The 15,661-nt window shown below is 41.4% G+C and carries 16 protein-coding genes and 1 riboswitch; of the genes, 13 read left to right on the plus strand and 3 right to left on the minus strand.

Translation table 11 applies throughout. The features are described 5' to 3' along the window. Window positions 1-16 precede the first annotated feature (16 nt). Both VEZ01S_RS08085 and VEZ01S_RS08090 read left to right on the plus strand, forming a co-directional pair. Window positions 17-637 carry a LysE family translocator gene (locus VEZ01S_RS08085; RefSeq protein WP_021713533.1) on the plus strand — a complete coding sequence of 207 codons (621 nt, stop codon included), beginning with the start codon at window positions 17-19 and terminating at the stop codon, window positions 635-637. Window positions 638-750: 113 nt separating this feature from the next. After that, a complete protein-coding gene (locus tag VEZ01S_RS08090; protein ID WP_021713534.1) occupies window positions 751-1,098 on the plus strand; it encodes a YajD family HNH nuclease in 348 nt (115 codons plus the stop codon). Window positions 1,099-1,207: 109 nt separating this feature from the next. On the opposite strand, the gene add is transcribed toward VEZ01S_RS08090, so the two are convergent. Continuing rightward, on the minus strand, window positions 1,208-2,209 hold the full coding sequence (add, locus tag VEZ01S_RS08095) for an adenosine deaminase (RefSeq protein WP_021713535.1): 1,002 nt from the start codon (window positions 2,207-2,209) through the stop codon (window positions 1,208-1,210). Between the two features lie 30 nt (window positions 2,210-2,239). Beyond that, window positions 2,240-2,339: riboswitch (purine riboswitch) on the minus strand. Window positions 2,340-2,539: 200 nt separating this feature from the next. Between add and nirB the strand changes: the two genes are divergently transcribed. From nirB to VEZ01S_RS08150, 11 genes are all read left to right on the plus strand, one after another. After that, a complete protein-coding gene (gene nirB, locus VEZ01S_RS08100) occupies window positions 2,540-5,098 on the plus strand; it encodes a nitrite reductase large subunit NirB (RefSeq protein ID WP_021713536.1) in 2,559 nt (852 codons plus the stop codon). Window positions 5,099-5,112: 14 nt separating this feature from the next. After that, complete coding sequence (nirD, locus tag VEZ01S_RS08105; RefSeq protein ID WP_021713537.1) at window positions 5,113-5,436, plus strand: nitrite reductase small subunit NirD; 324 nt, start codon at window positions 5,113-5,115, stop codon at window positions 5,434-5,436. Window positions 5,437-5,550: 114 nt separating this feature from the next. Continuing rightward, entirely contained in the window at window positions 5,551-6,384 is an 834-nt protein-coding gene (locus tag VEZ01S_RS08110) for a formate/nitrite transporter family protein (protein WP_040890447.1), read from the plus strand. A 146-nt stretch (window positions 6,385-6,530) separates the two neighbouring features. Next, window positions 6,531-7,295, plus strand: coding sequence for a uroporphyrinogen-III C-methyltransferase (gene cobA, locus VEZ01S_RS08115; RefSeq protein ID WP_021713539.1), 765 nt, complete (start codon window positions 6,531-6,533; stop codon window positions 7,293-7,295). 335 nt (window positions 7,296-7,630) lie between these two features. Continuing rightward, a complete protein-coding gene (locus VEZ01S_RS08120; protein ID WP_021713540.1) occupies window positions 7,631-8,473 on the plus strand; it encodes a hypothetical protein in 843 nt (280 codons plus the stop codon). A gap of 344 nt (window positions 8,474-8,817) precedes the next feature. Further along, complete coding sequence (locus tag VEZ01S_RS08125; protein WP_021713541.1) at window positions 8,818-9,219, plus strand: VOC family protein; 402 nt, start codon at window positions 8,818-8,820, stop codon at window positions 9,217-9,219. A gap of 323 nt (window positions 9,220-9,542) precedes the next feature. Continuing rightward, window positions 9,543-10,289: a nucleoside recognition domain-containing protein gene (locus VEZ01S_RS08130; RefSeq protein ID WP_021713542.1), complete on the plus strand. Its 747-nt coding sequence runs from the start codon at window positions 9,543-9,545 to the stop codon at window positions 10,287-10,289. Beyond that, entirely contained in the window at window positions 10,289-10,756 is a 468-nt protein-coding gene (locus VEZ01S_RS08135; protein ID WP_021713543.1) for a YjiG family protein, read from the plus strand. The genes VEZ01S_RS08130 and VEZ01S_RS08135 overlap by 1 nt, the downstream gene beginning before the upstream one ends. 9 nt (window positions 10,757-10,765) lie before the next feature. Beyond that, the gene (locus tag VEZ01S_RS08140; RefSeq protein ID WP_021713544.1) at window positions 10,766-11,890 is read left to right on the plus strand and encodes a M20 family metallopeptidase; all 1,125 of its coding nucleotides are present in this window, start codon (window positions 10,766-10,768) and stop codon (window positions 11,888-11,890) included. Window positions 11,891-12,110: 220 nt separating this feature from the next. Then, on the plus strand, window positions 12,111-13,292 hold the full coding sequence (locus tag VEZ01S_RS16360) for a putative endonuclease domain-containing protein (protein WP_021713545.1): 1,182 nt from the start codon (window positions 12,111-12,113) through the stop codon (window positions 13,290-13,292). A 9-nt stretch (window positions 13,293-13,301) separates the two neighbouring features. Continuing rightward, on the plus strand, window positions 13,302-13,667 hold the full coding sequence (locus tag VEZ01S_RS08150) for a hypothetical protein (protein ID WP_021713546.1): 366 nt from the start codon (window positions 13,302-13,304) through the stop codon (window positions 13,665-13,667). A 282-nt stretch (window positions 13,668-13,949) separates the two neighbouring features. Here VEZ01S_RS08150 and VEZ01S_RS08155 read toward each other — a convergent pair whose 3' ends face one another. Beyond that, window positions 13,950-14,999, minus strand: a complete 1,050-nt coding sequence (locus VEZ01S_RS08155; RefSeq protein WP_162889465.1) for an alcohol dehydrogenase family protein — start codon at window positions 14,997-14,999, stop codon at window positions 13,950-13,952. Further along, window positions 14,993-15,514 (minus strand): TetR/AcrR family transcriptional regulator, encoded by a 522-nt coding sequence (locus VEZ01S_RS08160; RefSeq protein ID WP_021713548.1) that lies wholly within the window; start codon window positions 15,512-15,514, stop codon window positions 14,993-14,995. The genes VEZ01S_RS08155 and VEZ01S_RS08160 overlap by 7 nt, the downstream gene beginning before the upstream one ends. Window positions 15,515-15,661: the final 147 nt, after the last annotated feature.

A 15,661-nucleotide genomic window follows, 5' to 3' on the forward strand; every position in this document is an offset into this window, starting at 1 on the left:
GTACGAGATGTTAATTTTGGATATCGCCATCTTATGGGTATTTATACCTACTTTTTTGTTTGTCTCCATTACGCCGGGGATGTGTATGACGTTGGCATTGGGCCTAGGGATGAGTATCGGCTACAAGCGAACATTGTGGATGATGCTAGGCGAAGTACTAGGCGTTGCGCTGGTGGCGATTAGCGCCGTGCTGGGTATTGCTGCAATTATGATAAAGATGCCAGCATTGTTTATGGGCTTTAAAATAGTAGGTGCAGCCTACTTAAGCTATTTAGGCATTCAAATGTGGCGCTCTAAAGGAAAGATGGCGATTTCTGAATCGAATATCGCCTCGTCGGGTGCCAGCAACTATGCGTTAGCCGCACAAGGTTTTATTACCGCTATTGCTAACCCTAAAGGCTGGGCGTTTATGATCTCCTTATTACCTCCTTTTATCAGCCCCCATTTCCCGGTCGCTCCGCAATTGCTGATTTTAGTTAGCATTATTATGTTTTCTGAATTTATCTGTATGAGCGTTTATGCCTCAGGGGGGAAAGGGCTTAGGATGATGCTTGCCAATAGTGATAATGTGAAGCTGATGAACCGCATAGCGGGCAGTTTAATGATTGGGGTTGGCGTTTGGCTGTTTTTCACCTAATCAAGGTGCTGACCATACCTTTGCGATAAATGTGTGCTGACATCTCTGCATCACAGGACAAAATATGCTAGTTTATCGGCTATATCAGTGGCTAAATTAATGTGGAAATAAAGATGTCTTCTTCAGATTTTACAGGCAGCAGTGCTGCCTATGCTCGTAAAGAGTCCGGCTATCGCGATAAAGCACTGAAGCTTTATCCTTGGGTATGTGGTAACTGCGCGCGTGAATTTGTGTATTCTAATCTTCGTGAATTAACCGTTCATCATAAAGATCATGATCATACTAATAACCCTGAAGATGGGAGTAATTGGGAGCTGCTTTGCTTGTACTGCCATGATCATGAACATTCAAAGTATACCGATCATGAGCGTTATGGTGTGGATCCTGTTGCTCGCGCAGATGAGCATCAAGTCGCGACACATAACCCATTTGCAGATTTAGCCAAAATGATGAAAAAATAACGTCATTGATACGGCTGATTCGTTCTTGCCAGTTCAATCAAAAATGCCCAGTGAAACTCACATGGGCATTTTTATATTTTTCGTTTTATCGTGTTCGTGACAACGAGAATTATAATTCGTCGATGTAATTTCTCAGCTCTTGTTTTATCGCGTCGCTGGCAAAGCTTTGCTCAACACTATTGAGATAAATCGCGACATAATCTTTTTGTGAAAGATAGAACTGTTCACACACTTTTTGCACTTCTTGCGTCATCGTTGTATTGGATACTGTTCTATTGTCAGTATTGATAGTAACGGCAAGCCCTTGCTTATAAAAGCGCTTAGCAGGATGTGACTCAATATCTTGGACCGCTTTAGTTTGTACATTGCTACTAGGACAAGTCTCTAGACCCACATTGCCATTACGAACGGCTTTAAAGCCCCCTGAATGATCAATGATGTGGATGCCATGGCCAATACGTTCTGCTTTTAATAATTCAATCGCGTCTTGTACATTCTGACCGTTGCCTTGTTCTCCGGCATGGATAGTGACGTGGAAGCCTTTTTTACGTGCTGCTTTGGCTTCTTTGACAAAGTCATGGCAGAAACCAGCAAGTTCTGCACCTGCAAGGTCGAACGCTACCACGCCTTTACCTATGTATTTTGCACCCGCTTCAATGACCTGTGGAATGTCATCTTTTGGCATGGTACGCAAAATGCACAAAATGTAATTACCACGAATATCATAGTCAAGCTCTGCGCGTTTCATTCCTTTGACTACAGATGAAATGATTTGCTCAACCGTTAGCCCGTTGCGAACATGCAATAGGGGCGCAAATCTCAGTTCAAGGTATTTAACGTTTTCTTTCGCGGCATCTTCAAAAACTTCGTAGGAAATTCTTTCAAGAGATTTTTTGGTTTGCATCACTTGAAGAGGCAATTCAAAGCGAGTGAGGTACTCTTTCAGATCAACACACGTTTCAGGTGCAATCATCAGGTTACGAATCACTTCAACATCTTGGCTGGGTAATTCGATGTTTTGATCGTTAGCAAGATCAATGATGGTTTCTGGGCGAACACTACCATCTAAATGGCAATGTAAGTCAATTTTTGGCAGAGAGCAAAAATCCATAAGTCGTCACCTTTATTAAGAGACATTAATAAATAAAGACAATGACTTCATAATCAAAGGTTATTGGCCTTTGGTAGAAACTCCCACACCGTATCAGAGGGATTATATGAAGCGCTATTGCGGGCTGATTCTAGCAACACAAACGCCTTGTTACAAACTGTAAAGAACAAGAAAAATGGGAAATTATTGTGAATCAATAACTTAATTGTAGTCTTGTATGACAACTACCCAAACAGGGGTATATTTGGTCAAAATTGATTCAGGTCAATTATGCAATGTCGTTCCTACTTACAATCGCCAAAGTTTCGTAAATTTTTAAAGGAATCCACTATGAGCAAGATGAAGCTGGTTATCATCGGTAACGGCATGGTTGGACATCGTTATATTGAAGATCTTGTTGAAAAAACAGATGTTTCAAAGCTGGATATTACTGTGTTCTGTGAAGAACCACGTATCGCCTATGACCGCGTCCACCTCTCTTCATATTTTTCTCACCATACCGCTGATGAGCTTTCTCTTGTCAAAGAAGGTTTTTACGAGAAACACGGGCTTAACGTTTTGATTGGCGAGCGTGCGATTAACGTAAACCGCGAAAATCGTATTGTACACTCGAGTACAGGTCGTGAGGTGGCGTATGACAAATTGGTAATGGCGACAGGCTCTTATCCATTTGTGCCGCCGATTCAGGGTAATGAAAGCAAAGATTGCTTTGTCTATCGCACTATTGAAGATCTGAAATCCATTGAAGCGACCGCGAAAAACAGCAAAGTTGGTGTGGTTATCGGTGGTGGACTGTTAGGGCTGGAAGCGGCTGGTGCGCTACGTGCATTGGGCGTGGAAACACACGTGGTTGAGTTTGCGCCAAAACTGATGGCTGAACAGTTGGATCAAGCCGGTGGCGATCAACTTCGTCAGAAGATTGAGCGTATGGGCGTTAAGGTTCACACCAGTAAAAATACTCTAGAAATTGCCCCACAAGGTAAAGAATTACGTAATGTCATGCGTTTTGCCGATGGCAGTGAACTTGAAACCGACTTTATTGTGTTCTCAGCCGGTATTCGTCCGCAAGATAAACTGGCGCGTCAAATGGCATTAGATATCGCGCCTCGCGGTGGTATTGCGATCAACAACCATTGCCAAACCTCAGATGACAACATTTATGCTATCGGTGAATGCGCGTCGTGGAATCAACATTTTTACGGGTTAGTTGCGCCGGGTTACAAAATGGCAACCGTAGCGGTAGACCATATTGTAGGCAATGAGAGTCAATTTGAAGGCGCAGACATGAGCGCAAAATTGAAACTACTTGGTGTAAAAGTAGGTTCAATTGGTGATGCAAATGGCCGTACACCTGGCTGTAAAAGCTTTGTTTATCAAAATGAAGAATTAGAAGTCTATAAGCGTTTAATTGTTTCTGAAGATGGCAAAAAACTGCTTGGTGCGGTTATGGTGGGTGACACCTCTGACTATGGTGATTTATTGCAACTGATGCTCAATGAAATTGAGCTTCCAGAGCACCCAGACACCTTGATTCTACCGGCGCATGCTGGAGCCGAAAAACCAACACTTGGCGCCGATGCTCTGCCAGAGAGTGCGGTTATTTGTTCTTGTTTTGATGTAACAAAAGGCAAAATCGCACAAGCGGTCGCCGATGGTCACCATACTGTAGCGGATATTAAAGCCGTCACCGGCGCCGGCACGGGCTGTGGCGGTTGTATTCCTTTGGTGACGTCTGTACTTAATGCCGAGCTTGCTAAAGCGGGTGTCGAAGTGAAAAGCGATGTCTGTGAACACTTTGCTTATTCACGCCAAGAGCTATTCCACCTTATTCGCATTGAAGAGATCAAAACCTTCGATGAATTATTAGAGAAATACGGCAAAGGTTACGGCTGTGAAGTGTGTAAACCTTTAGTGGGCTCTATTTTAGCCTCTTGCTGGGGCGAGCATATTCTTACGCCGCAACTGGTTAAGCTACACGATACCAACGATAACTTCTTAGGTAACATCCAAAAAGACGGCACTTATTCTGTTATCCCACGTATGGCTGGTGGTGAAGTGACTCCGCAAGCCTTGGCTGCATTGGCAAATGTAGCGGCGGAATACAACTTATACACCAAAGTAACTGGCGCACAGCGTATTGGTTTATTTGGCGCACACAAAGACGATCTTCCAGCGATTTGGCGCAAGCTGATTGAAGCAGGTTTTGAAACAGGCCAAGCGTACGCGAAAGCACTGCGTATGGCGAAAACCTGTGTTGGTTCAACGTGGTGTCGCTATGGCGTTCAAGACTCTGTGGGTCTTGGCGCTATGATTGAGAATCGTTACAAGGGCATTCGCACGCCGCACAAAATGAAGTTTGGCGTATCGGGCTGTACTCGTGAATGTGCAGAAGCACAAGGTAAAGATTTAGGCATTATTGCCACTGATGCTGGCTGGAATATGTACGTATGCGGGAATGGCGGAATGAAACCGCGCCATGCAGACTTGTTGGCCTCTGATCTTGACCAAGCAACACTGATCAAATACATCGATCGTTTCATGATGTTTTACATTCGCACTGCGGCGCCACTGCAACGTACGTCGGTGTGGCTTGAAAATCTTGAAGGTGGCGTTGATTACTTACGTGACGTGATTGTGGAAGACAAACTCAATATCAACGCGCAACTTGAAGCGGACGTGGCGAAGCTGGTTGAAGAGTATCGCTGTGAGTGGACTGACACTATCAACGATGAGCAACAGTTGACTCGTTTCTCGCACTTTATCAACTCAGATCTACGTGATGATAACGTTGAATTTGTTGAAGCGCGTGAACAACACCGTCCGGCGACCTTTATGGAGAAGCATCCTGAAGCGAAGGGCAATATTTTTCACGAAGCGATCATTGATTAATAAGGGGAGTCACGATGAGTTATCAATCTATCTGTAATATCGACGATATTGTTCCGGGAACAGGCGTTTGTGCATTAGTGGACGGCCAGCAAGTTGCGGTATTTCGACCTGCACAGGATGAGAAGGTGTTTGCCATTTCAAATACAGATCCTTTTGCACAATCTAATGTGCTTTCTCGTGGGCTGATTGTGGAACACAAGCAAGAGCTATGGGTTGCGAGTCCATTAAAGAAACAACGCTTTAACTTGAGCACAGGCGTGTGTATGGAAGACGAACGTTTTAATGTTCGTACTTTTAAAGCGCGTGTTGTTAAAGGTTTGGTTGAAATTTCTGCCTAAAAGATTAAATAGCGAAAAGGTTCCTTGCTTTGCTTTGCTTTGCTTCGTTGAAGTACGGGAGCCTTTGACTATTCAATTTTAACTTTTAATTTTAACTTTTATATGGATAGCAACATGAATGATTTTAAACCTGCAGAGTTTGTTCAAACAATGGTCGATGTTGGAGAGGCCAAAGTAAAAACCAGCACTAGAGATTTGATCCTACGCGGCATTATGGCCGGCATTATCTTGTCTTTGGCGGTCGTTGTCGCGATCACAGCGATAGTTCAAACTGGCATTGGTGTCGTGGGGGCATTGGTCTTTCCGGTAGGTTTTTGTATTTTAAGTCTAATGGGTTATGACTTGGTAACAGGCGCTTTCGGTTTAGCGCCGCTGGCAAAACTGGATAATCGTCAAGGTGTCACTTGGGGTAAAATTTTACGTTGTTGGGGGCTTGTGGGGTTAGGTAACCTTATCGGTTCGCTGATTGTTGCTTATTTAATTGCGGTATCTCTTACGGCTAATTTTTCAATCGAACCTAACGCCGTAGCACAAAAATTTATTGCCGCTTCTACTGCACGTACCGTCGGTTTTGAAAACCTAGGGGCGGATGGCTGGATCACCTGCTTCGTGCGTGGCATTTTCTGTAACTTGATGGTGTGTCTTGGTGTGATTGGTAATATGACTGCGCGCACCGTAGCTGGTAAAGTGACAGCGATGTGGTTACCTATCTTTATCTTCTTTGCTTTGGTGTTTGAGCATACCGTAGTCAATATGTTCTTGTTCCCACTAGGCATGATGTTAGGCGCCGATTTTGGCATTGCAACTTGGTTGAACTTTAACCTCATTCCAACCATTCTAGGTAATATTGTCGGCGGATTGTTCTTTACCTGTATTCCTCTTTATCTGACTCATTTAAAAACAGCGCCATCTGTCGATGCGTCGAAAGAGCAAGCTGTAAAAGCATAGTGCTTAGGTAACGGTTTTTGGATAATGAAATGGTTTTGTGATGAGCATTCATTACAAAACCATTATTTATAAGTGACCGAAACTGCTATCGGAAAATAATAAACGTGACCGGGTCACTTGTTGTAAGTGAAATTGCGAGCTTTTATATGACATTAAAATCAACTCAATCACCAACACATCCTTGTGGGTTTGTTTCTTTAGTGGGGGCCGGTCCTGGCGATCCTGATCTATTAACTGTAAAAGCACTACGTTTGATTCAAAACGCTGAGGTAGTGGTTTACGATCGTTTAGTGTCAGATGAGATCATGGCACTGGTTAATTCAGAGGCTGAGCGTATTTATGTTGGTAAGCGCCTTAACCATCACTGCGTTGCGCAAGATCAGATAAATCAAGTATTGGTCGAGCAAGCTCAGCAAAACAAACAGGTCGTACGTTTAAAAGGCGGCGATCCATTTATCTTCGGACGTGGCGGGGAAGAGTTGGAGAAGTTGGCGTCTGAGCACATCCCATTTGAAGTGGTTCCCGGCATCACAGCCGCCGCTGGGTGTACTGCTTACGCGGGTATTCCCTTGACCCATCGCGATCATGCGCAAAGTGTGCATTTTATCACCGGTCACTTGAAAAAAGAGGGCATGGATATTGACTGGGCAAGTCTATCCAAAGGCAATACGACGCTAGTGTTTTATATGGGATTGAAAGAAAGTCCCAATATTCAACAAAAGCTGATAAGTGCTGGTCTGTGCCAGCAAACTTCCATTGCAATTATTGAACGCGGCACTACCTCGCAGCAGCGAGTACTGACTGGCGAGCTTTCGCAGTTATCAAGCCTTGCCAAGCAGGCGGTCAGCCCTTCGTTGATTGTGGTGGGTAGCGTGACTAGCTTGCATTCTCAACTGAGTTGGTTTCGTTGATGTCTAAGGTGTTTATATATCGGAGCTGAATAACTAGAGCAAGCGCTCGCTGCTGATTCAATGGCTCTATTTTTGTTTATATTTCACTCGCAAAGTGTATTAGGCGTTGTTTGCTAGAGGTATGGTATTGGAGTGATGCTTTATATGTATAAATCAGGCAGATAAAAGACGGTTAGATTACGTTATTTTCAGTTTCGATTGTGATGTATGTAGAGTTTTCATAGATTGACGGCATGAATGATAGGAAAATAATCCATTGTTACTATAACAAGTTGTAATATTAACGCTTAGAAAGATTACTCAACGTAGCCATTACTTTAGCAAGGAAGCTAGACATGAAAAAGCCTTCTCTGAGGGTTGCGACATTCTCAGGAACTGTAGTGTATTTCTTAGGGTTAATGTTAGTGACAACACTTTCAACCTATCAAGGATACTCTGCGTCTATTGCTCAAGCATCCTTCTTTGAACATAGCTGGAAGTGGATAGTCAGTATCCTCTTTTGTTGGGGGTTATTGCTGATATTTGTAACCAGTGCCAGACAAACATTGAGAGCGATTTGGGCGTTGGTGGCGATTATCGCTGCACTAGCGATTGGGTGTTTTGCTCGCTCGCACAGCAAAGATCCTGTGCAAGATGATCCTGTCCCTTCGATGAGTGTGATGGCGACGACATTGCAACATACTCCCGAGCCTATCGTACTTCCACAACCGACCGCATTAAGCTCAAGCTTTCAACAAGCGGTTATGGAATCAGGGTGGTATTCCATCTTGGATCTTTCACGCCTGCAATACGATCGTAACTTGATTGAAAGCTACGCAATTATCAAGGACACACGCTCCGTTATTTTTGATCATTTACTAAAAAATCAACAGAAAATACATATTCTAGAACAGCGACTTTATGAGAATGAAGCGAGCGCTGAAATTGAAGAAAACTATATTGATGCACAAATCCTACATGAGAAACAGCAAAAGAAACTGTGGGAATCCGAGTTGTCTGCCATCAAGGAAGTGCAAAGTATCATTCAAATGCTCGATGCTAATCGAGAGGGGTGGGTGATACAAAATGGTACGATTATGTTCTATTCCAACGTCGATACGCGACAATTTGAAAATATTACCTCTAGAATCAAAGCCATCGCTGCTCATCAAAAAATGTTGATTGAAGGACAAAATTAGTCGGCAAATACGTCAATGCACCAGTATCACTGTATGACTGTGAACTCCCTAGTGTGAATGGTACATTTGTTATTACGACTTAGTCTCAATTCATAGCCTTTAAGTTACCTCCACTCAGAGCACCCCCGCTCACTGTAAAGCTTCCTGAACCCATGATTTGTTTACCTACGCGCTAAATAGTCATTGGGCTGCAATGCTGTTCGATTTGATCGTTACTTCCTCAATACATTGTCGTCGTAGCACTCAAACTTGAAGTGTGTGTCCTTAAATAGTTAGGGTGTAAATTTCATGACTTAGTCTCTTTGTTGTAAATTGAAGATGTTATTTGTATTTAGGAGCCTGGAATGAGCAATGTGGTTAAGCAGAAAATTGGGAATGTCGCTTTAGTTGTCGAAAACTACGATGATGCTATTGCGTTTTATACTCAAAAATTAAGTTTTACTTTGGTTGAAGATACCGACCTTGGAGGTGGGAAGCGCTGGGTACAAGTCTCACCACCGAATTCCGATGGTACAAACTTGTTACTGGCACAGGCCAGTAGTGAAGAGCAGAAAATGGCAATTGGGAATCAAACGGGTGGGCGCGTATTTTTATTTTTGCAGACCAACGATTTTTGGCGAGACTACCAAGCAATGCAAGAAAGGGGCGTTATCTTCCATGAAGAACCACGAGTGGAGGACTATGGAACCGTCGTGGTGTTTGAAGATTTATACGGAAATAAATGGGACTTACTGCAACTCAATTGAGTGTTTAGATTAGGTGTGTATTTGTAATATATTCATATGCAAATTATTGGATTTGGATGCCCGCTCGCTACCTCGGGCATTTGTCTTTTTATTATTTTTTAGAAGTATAAATAGACCTTATATGCACGCTGTTTTATATTTAATTTCGGTTAATCCTTTATCTTTAGTATTTATGGTTGCTCACAAAATCAATACGATATTTTGTTCTTTATGTTTTTTTAGGAAAATTTATTGATTGTCATCAATAAGATTTGAATGAAGATGCGCATAATACCGCCTAAAGGGCATTTCTATATGCTGTTGTTAACTAAAAAGAGGTGGTTATGACTCAGCCGTTTGATAAAGACGCTAAAGTCGGAATTGGTAGTTACGTGGCGTTAGCTTTTGCTGTCGTGTTTTTTTCTGGATTCATGCAATCAAATGAGTGGTATGGGGTTTTTGACTTTACAACTCTAAATGGTTCTTTTGGTAAGGTTGCTTATTCAGTGTCTGAAACGGCGGATGGTGTGCAGGCTGCTACAACCTCTTTACGTGGTAAAGGTGGTAGTGGTGCTCGTGACGGTTTCATTTTTGCATTAACTCTTATCCCAACCGTGATGTTTGCTCTAGGTATGATCAACGTTCTTGAGCATTACGGTGCTCTTAACGCTGCTCGTCGACTGTTGACTCCTCTTCTTCGTCCATTAATTGGTATCCCAGGTAACTCAGGTCTAGCGTTGATTGCTTCCTTGCAAAGTACCGATGCGGGTGCGGCAATGACTCGTCAGTTAAAAGATGAAAAGCATTTAACTAAGCGTGAAACTGATATCTTTACCATGTTCCAATTTACCGCAGGTGCTGCAATTGTGAACTTCTTCTCGTCAGGCGCAGTGTTGTTTACTTTGACAAACCCTGATGGCTCTATTGCGGTTCCGTCGTCGATTGGTCTGGCTGTAATTGTTATGTTCGCCTTTAAGTTTATTGGTGCAAACTTGTTCCGAGTTTATCTAAACATTACTGAAGGTAAAGAAGGTCAAGGCAACGAGAAGAAAGATAAGCAAGAGAAAACATTGACTGAGGAGACAGCATAATGAGCGAAGTCAAAGCGAAAAAACCTATGGTGACAGATATCTTTGTTGAGGGTGCTAAAAAAGGCTGGGTTATCGCAACTACCTCAACCGTTCCAAATGTTTTAATGGCGTTTGTTATCATCAAAGCATTGCAAATTACGGGTGCTCTAGATCTTATGGGTTCTATCTTTGCTCCTGTGATGGCCGTTTTTGGTCTGCCGGGCGAAGCTGCTGCTGTGTTAATTGGTGCTTGGATGTCAATGGGTGGCGCAGTGGGCGTGGTTATTACTTTGTTTGACCAAGGTATTTTAAATGGTACTCATATTGCGATTCTGGCTCCTGCTATTTACCTGATGGGCTCACAAGTTCAGTATATGGGTCGTATCATGGGGCCAATCGGAACAGAAGCTCGTTACATTCCAGTGATGATTGCGATTTCAATCATGAACGCATTTGGCGCTATGTTTGTCATGAATATGATTCTTTAAGGGCTCACGATGAATTTTTCCCTAAACGAATATCTAGAAGAGCTTCGTCCTTTAATTGATGTAGATTGCGGTACTTATACCGTTGCCGGTATTGAGGTGATTGCGAACCTCATGGCTGAAAAATATCAATCAATGCAGGGTTGGACAGTTAAGCGCATTGACTGTGGTAAAGCGGGTGTAGGGCTTGAAATTCGCAATCAACCTGACGCCGATCAAATCGATGTGATGATGATCGGGCACATGGATACGGTGTTCCCTGTAGGCACAGTGGCTGAAAGGCCAATGTCTTTGGATGCAGATAAAGCCTATGGTCCAGGTGTTTCTGACATGAAATCGGGTTTGCTGAATGTGGTATACGCATTACGCAATCTAGATCAAGATGTGTTAGATAAACTATCTATCTGCATCTGCATGAACCCAGATGAAGAAACCGGTTCTATGGATTCGGTTGATTGGATTCAAGCGACAGCTAAAAAAGCTCGCAATGTGTTAGTGATTGAAGCGGCGCGCGCGGACGGTGGCTTAGTTAAAGCTCGTAAAGGCATGGCACATTACAAAATTACCTTCAATGGTAAAGCGGCTCATGCTGGTAACGAGCCAGAAAAAGGCCGCAGTGCAATTACTGAAATGGCTAACTGGATTTTAGCAATTAATGCGATGACCAATTTTGAGTCAGGTACAACACTAAATGTCGGTGTCGTTTCTGGGGGTGCAGGGGCGAACATCGTGCCTGATCTTGCCACTGCCATTGTTGATGTTCGTTTTTGGGATAATGCGGAATACGATCAAATTGATGCTCTTCTTAAACAAATGATCGAAACACCATTTGTTGAAGGTGTCTCTATTGCCATCGAACGTGAAGCTTACAAACCCTCCATGGTACCTTCAGAACTCACTGAACCGCTAATGGCAATGGTGCAAGAGTCGGCTGATGAGTTAAACATCGATATTAACTGGAAAGAGGTCGGCGGTGGCTCAGATGCAAACAATACCGCAATCTTAGGCGTGCCAACACTCGACGGTTTAGGCCCTATTGGTGCTGGTTTCCATAGCGCAGATGAATATCTGCTGCTTGAGTCGATAGAACCACGCATCAAATTGCTAATGAGTGTGCTGACCAAGCTCGCTAAGTAAATTCATTTCTTAACTTTAACTAAAAGCCGTGAGTATGGTTACTCGCGGTTTTTTTCAAAATTATTCTCGTATAAAAATATCAAATCCAATACGCATATATATTTATATGAAGCAAAGCTTATGTGGTATATATTTCATATGCATTAAATCATTTTTAATATAAAAATCACTGAATGTTGATCTATAACATACTCTATTATTTCTCTGGTTCTTTGTCGCTATGATCAATAGGGAATTTCCATTAATATATTTGAATAAATATTTAATGGTTTTTGGTGATGAAGTGTTGAGTTGGAATACTTGGAAACAACGATATTCAAAACAAATAGAGCATGTGGCAGGTTATGAGGAAGCATTTGTTGATCGAGTCCTGAGTCAACTACCTGACGTAACGCCTAATGATGTTGTTCCTCAATATCACTTTAAAGATGATAATGGGAAAAATCGTTATATTGATTTTATGATAATTAATAAAGCGAAAGGTTATTGCCTCCCAATTGAACTTGATGGTACTTATAAAGATGTTAATCATCAACGATGGAAAGACTTTTTAGTTCGTCAAAATTCACTGATTACTAAGTTTGGTGTTGTTTTAAGGTTCACAAATAAGCAAATGCTGTTTGAATCAGATAAAATAATTCGTAAAATCAATGATACTTTATATATTCAATCAAAAAATAAAATGACCGATGAATATAAACAAAAAGAGCGAGAGAACTTAGTATCTTGGTATGATGATAAATTAAATAGTTTAGAAGAGAAGAATAGTACCGAAATAAAATCACAAATCAATGATCTTAGATCTTTAATTTTGGATATGCAATTAAAGAACGATACTAATAATAACCTGGATGCACCTCAAAAAAGTAACAATAGAAATAAAGGTATAGTTATTGGTGTTCTTGTATTAATGTTAGTTATTGGTGGAGTATTCTTTATATCTAGTAGTGATAACATTTCTGATATCAATGAATCGACTCCAACTAAAATAGAACCTCAAAATATTAGCAATTTGGAACCGAAATCTTCACCAGTTAATACATGGAAAGAAGTTTCAGACTCCGAAATAAAACAAGTATTATCTTCTGCTTCTTGGATGCCTAATGATGCAGTATCTTCTAAATCTGCATCGAAGTACGTTGGTGATTATAAAACTATTTGTGGTGTTATTTCACAAATTAGTGATTTTTCTAAAGGTACATATTTTAACTTTGATGAAAAATTCCCTAAATCAACATTTAGTATGGTGATTTGGAATACTGACGCAAAAAACATATTAAACGGTAGGTTATCGTTTAAGTATTTGCTACATAAAAAGGTATGTGTATCAGGAAAGATTGCCAAATACAAAAGGCATATACAAACTACGATAAATTCCAGAACGCAACTAGATGTTTTTTAAGGAAATAAAATGAAAAAATCACTCATATCATTATTTAGCATGCTTATTATGTCATTTAGTGTCCATGCGACCGAGGCAAGAATAGAAGCATATAAAGCTCCTTTTCATGTAGGTGAAACCGTAATGGCGTGTGGAAAAGTAGCACAGGTATCTCAGGGAAAGAAATCGCAGTATTTAAATTTAGATAAATCTTATCCAAATCAAACTCTAACAATATTAATATGGAATAGAAACCTTAAGCCCTTTGAAGAACGTTTTGGTAAGTTAGATAATCTTGAAGATCAAAAAATCTGTGTTCGTGGAAAAATCACTGAGTATAAGAATAAGCTTCAAATTCAAGTTTCTAATCCTCAGTACCTACGCTTAATGAAATAAAAGTTTTAAGAATAGACAGTGGTGTTAATTTGTAAATAAGTTTATTTCTTAGCTCTAATGAAAAGCCGCGAGTATAATTACTCGCGGCTTTGCTATTTCTGATTCGAGATAATATGGCCGTTACTTTCGAGGACAGGCACCAAATCCGGCCATAGATTCTCAATGAGGTTTTAAGGACACACACTGAATCATTCGTTAACTTGTAAGGACAGGCACCGATATGAATCTAAAAATATACAATTTAATCAATAGCTAATGGTGGCTGTGATAGTTCTTAAATTGTCATTCAATTGTTAGAACTATTTTCCCTACGTGATTCTTTTCTTGGAATACGGTTTGCGCTGTATGAATCTCTTGAAGTGGGAAGGTTTTCGCGACTAAAGGTTTAATGTGGCCTTTTTCGATGTGCGTGATGAGATTTTTGAATACTTGAGGCTCTAAGATCGTACAACCAAAAAAGCTAAGATCTTTGAGGTACAAGGTGCGTACATCCAAATTTACCATAGCGCCACCGATAGCTCCGGATACTGCGTAGCGTCCATGAGGGCGTAATACTTCTAGATATTGTGACCATTGCTCGCCGGCTACTAAATCAATGACAACATCTACGCTATTTTCACCTAGTGCTTCTACTAACTGACAATTTCTTGCCAGTACTTCATCTGCACCGAGCGCTAACATCTGTGAGTTTTTGTTTGGGCTATTGATCGCAATAACATAAGCCCCGCGCGCTTTTGCTAGTTGAATGGCTGCTGATCCGACACCACCAGAGGCACCAGATATCAATACGCGATCGTTCTTGGTTACATTTGAACGTGTTAACATGTTTTCAGCTGTAGAATATGAGCAAGGAAAAGAGGCGAGTTCTATATCAGTGAGTTCTGATTCGATTCGGTAAGCATGTGCTGATGAAACAACAGTATATTGGGCAAAGCCTCCATTGCATTCAGATCCAAAGTACCAAGGGGCTGTGAGTTTTTGTCCATTTGATTCTGTTAAGCAAGGTTCAATTAATACACGTTCGCCAATTCGTTTCTTGTTAATTTGAATTCCCACAGCAACGATTTCCCCACAAACATCTGCGCCTTGGATTCTAGGGAATTGCAGAGCACTACCGCTCCAACTAGCATCACCGCTATTTTCAGTTTTAGAGTACCATCCTATACGAGTATTGATGTCTGTATTGTTAACTCCAGCAGCCATTACGCGGATTAACACTTCATTATCTTGCAGTTGTGGAACCGCAATATCTTCACGGTATTGCAAAACGTCAAGGTCACCATGACCCGTTAAAACAACACCTTTCATTGTGCAAGGAATCTTAGTCATGATTGTTTCTCTTTTAGTAGGGTTAAAATAGCCAGATGTGCCGATTGTATGGCTTCATCACCTAAAACGGGCCAAGCACTTGATACGCCTTCGTGCAGTAAAAATAACTGCGTCGCCAAATCTGGGCGAAAGCTCTGCATTCCAAGAAATTGCCGAACATCTTCTTTATGCGTTTTGACTGTTTTATTGATGACATCATGATTTGGAAATGCAGCAAGAGCATTCGTAGACATACAACCGTTAGGTGCATTGTGTTGCATCCAAGATTTGAGCTTATTGAATATGTGTATTACAGCGTCCTTGCTAGGTTTAGGTGAATCTTCAAGTAAATAAGCAAGATAGCGCTGATGTCGGTGCTCTAATGCTGCGACGATCATCTCTTCTTTTGATGGGTAGTGTTTGTATAGGGTGCGTAAACTGACTCCGCACGCTTCTTTTAGAGTAGCGACACTTGGTTCGACAAATCCTAACTCACTAAAAGCTTGCTCTAAACTGGCTGCGATGTGATCTTTTAACATAAACTCTGTTCTTTATATAAAGGGTAGAATGACTGCTCTACCTTTAGGGTAGAGTGTTTGTTCTACCTCTGTCAATTAATTTCGCTTTTTGACAAGCGTGCCATCAATGAAAGATAAACCGAACAACAACGGTCTTTAAATAAACAG

The sequence above is a fragment of the Vibrio ezurae NBRC 102218 genome (genome assembly GCF_000467185.1).
Lineage (GTDB): Bacteria > Pseudomonadota > Gammaproteobacteria > Enterobacterales > Vibrionaceae > Vibrio > Vibrio ezurae.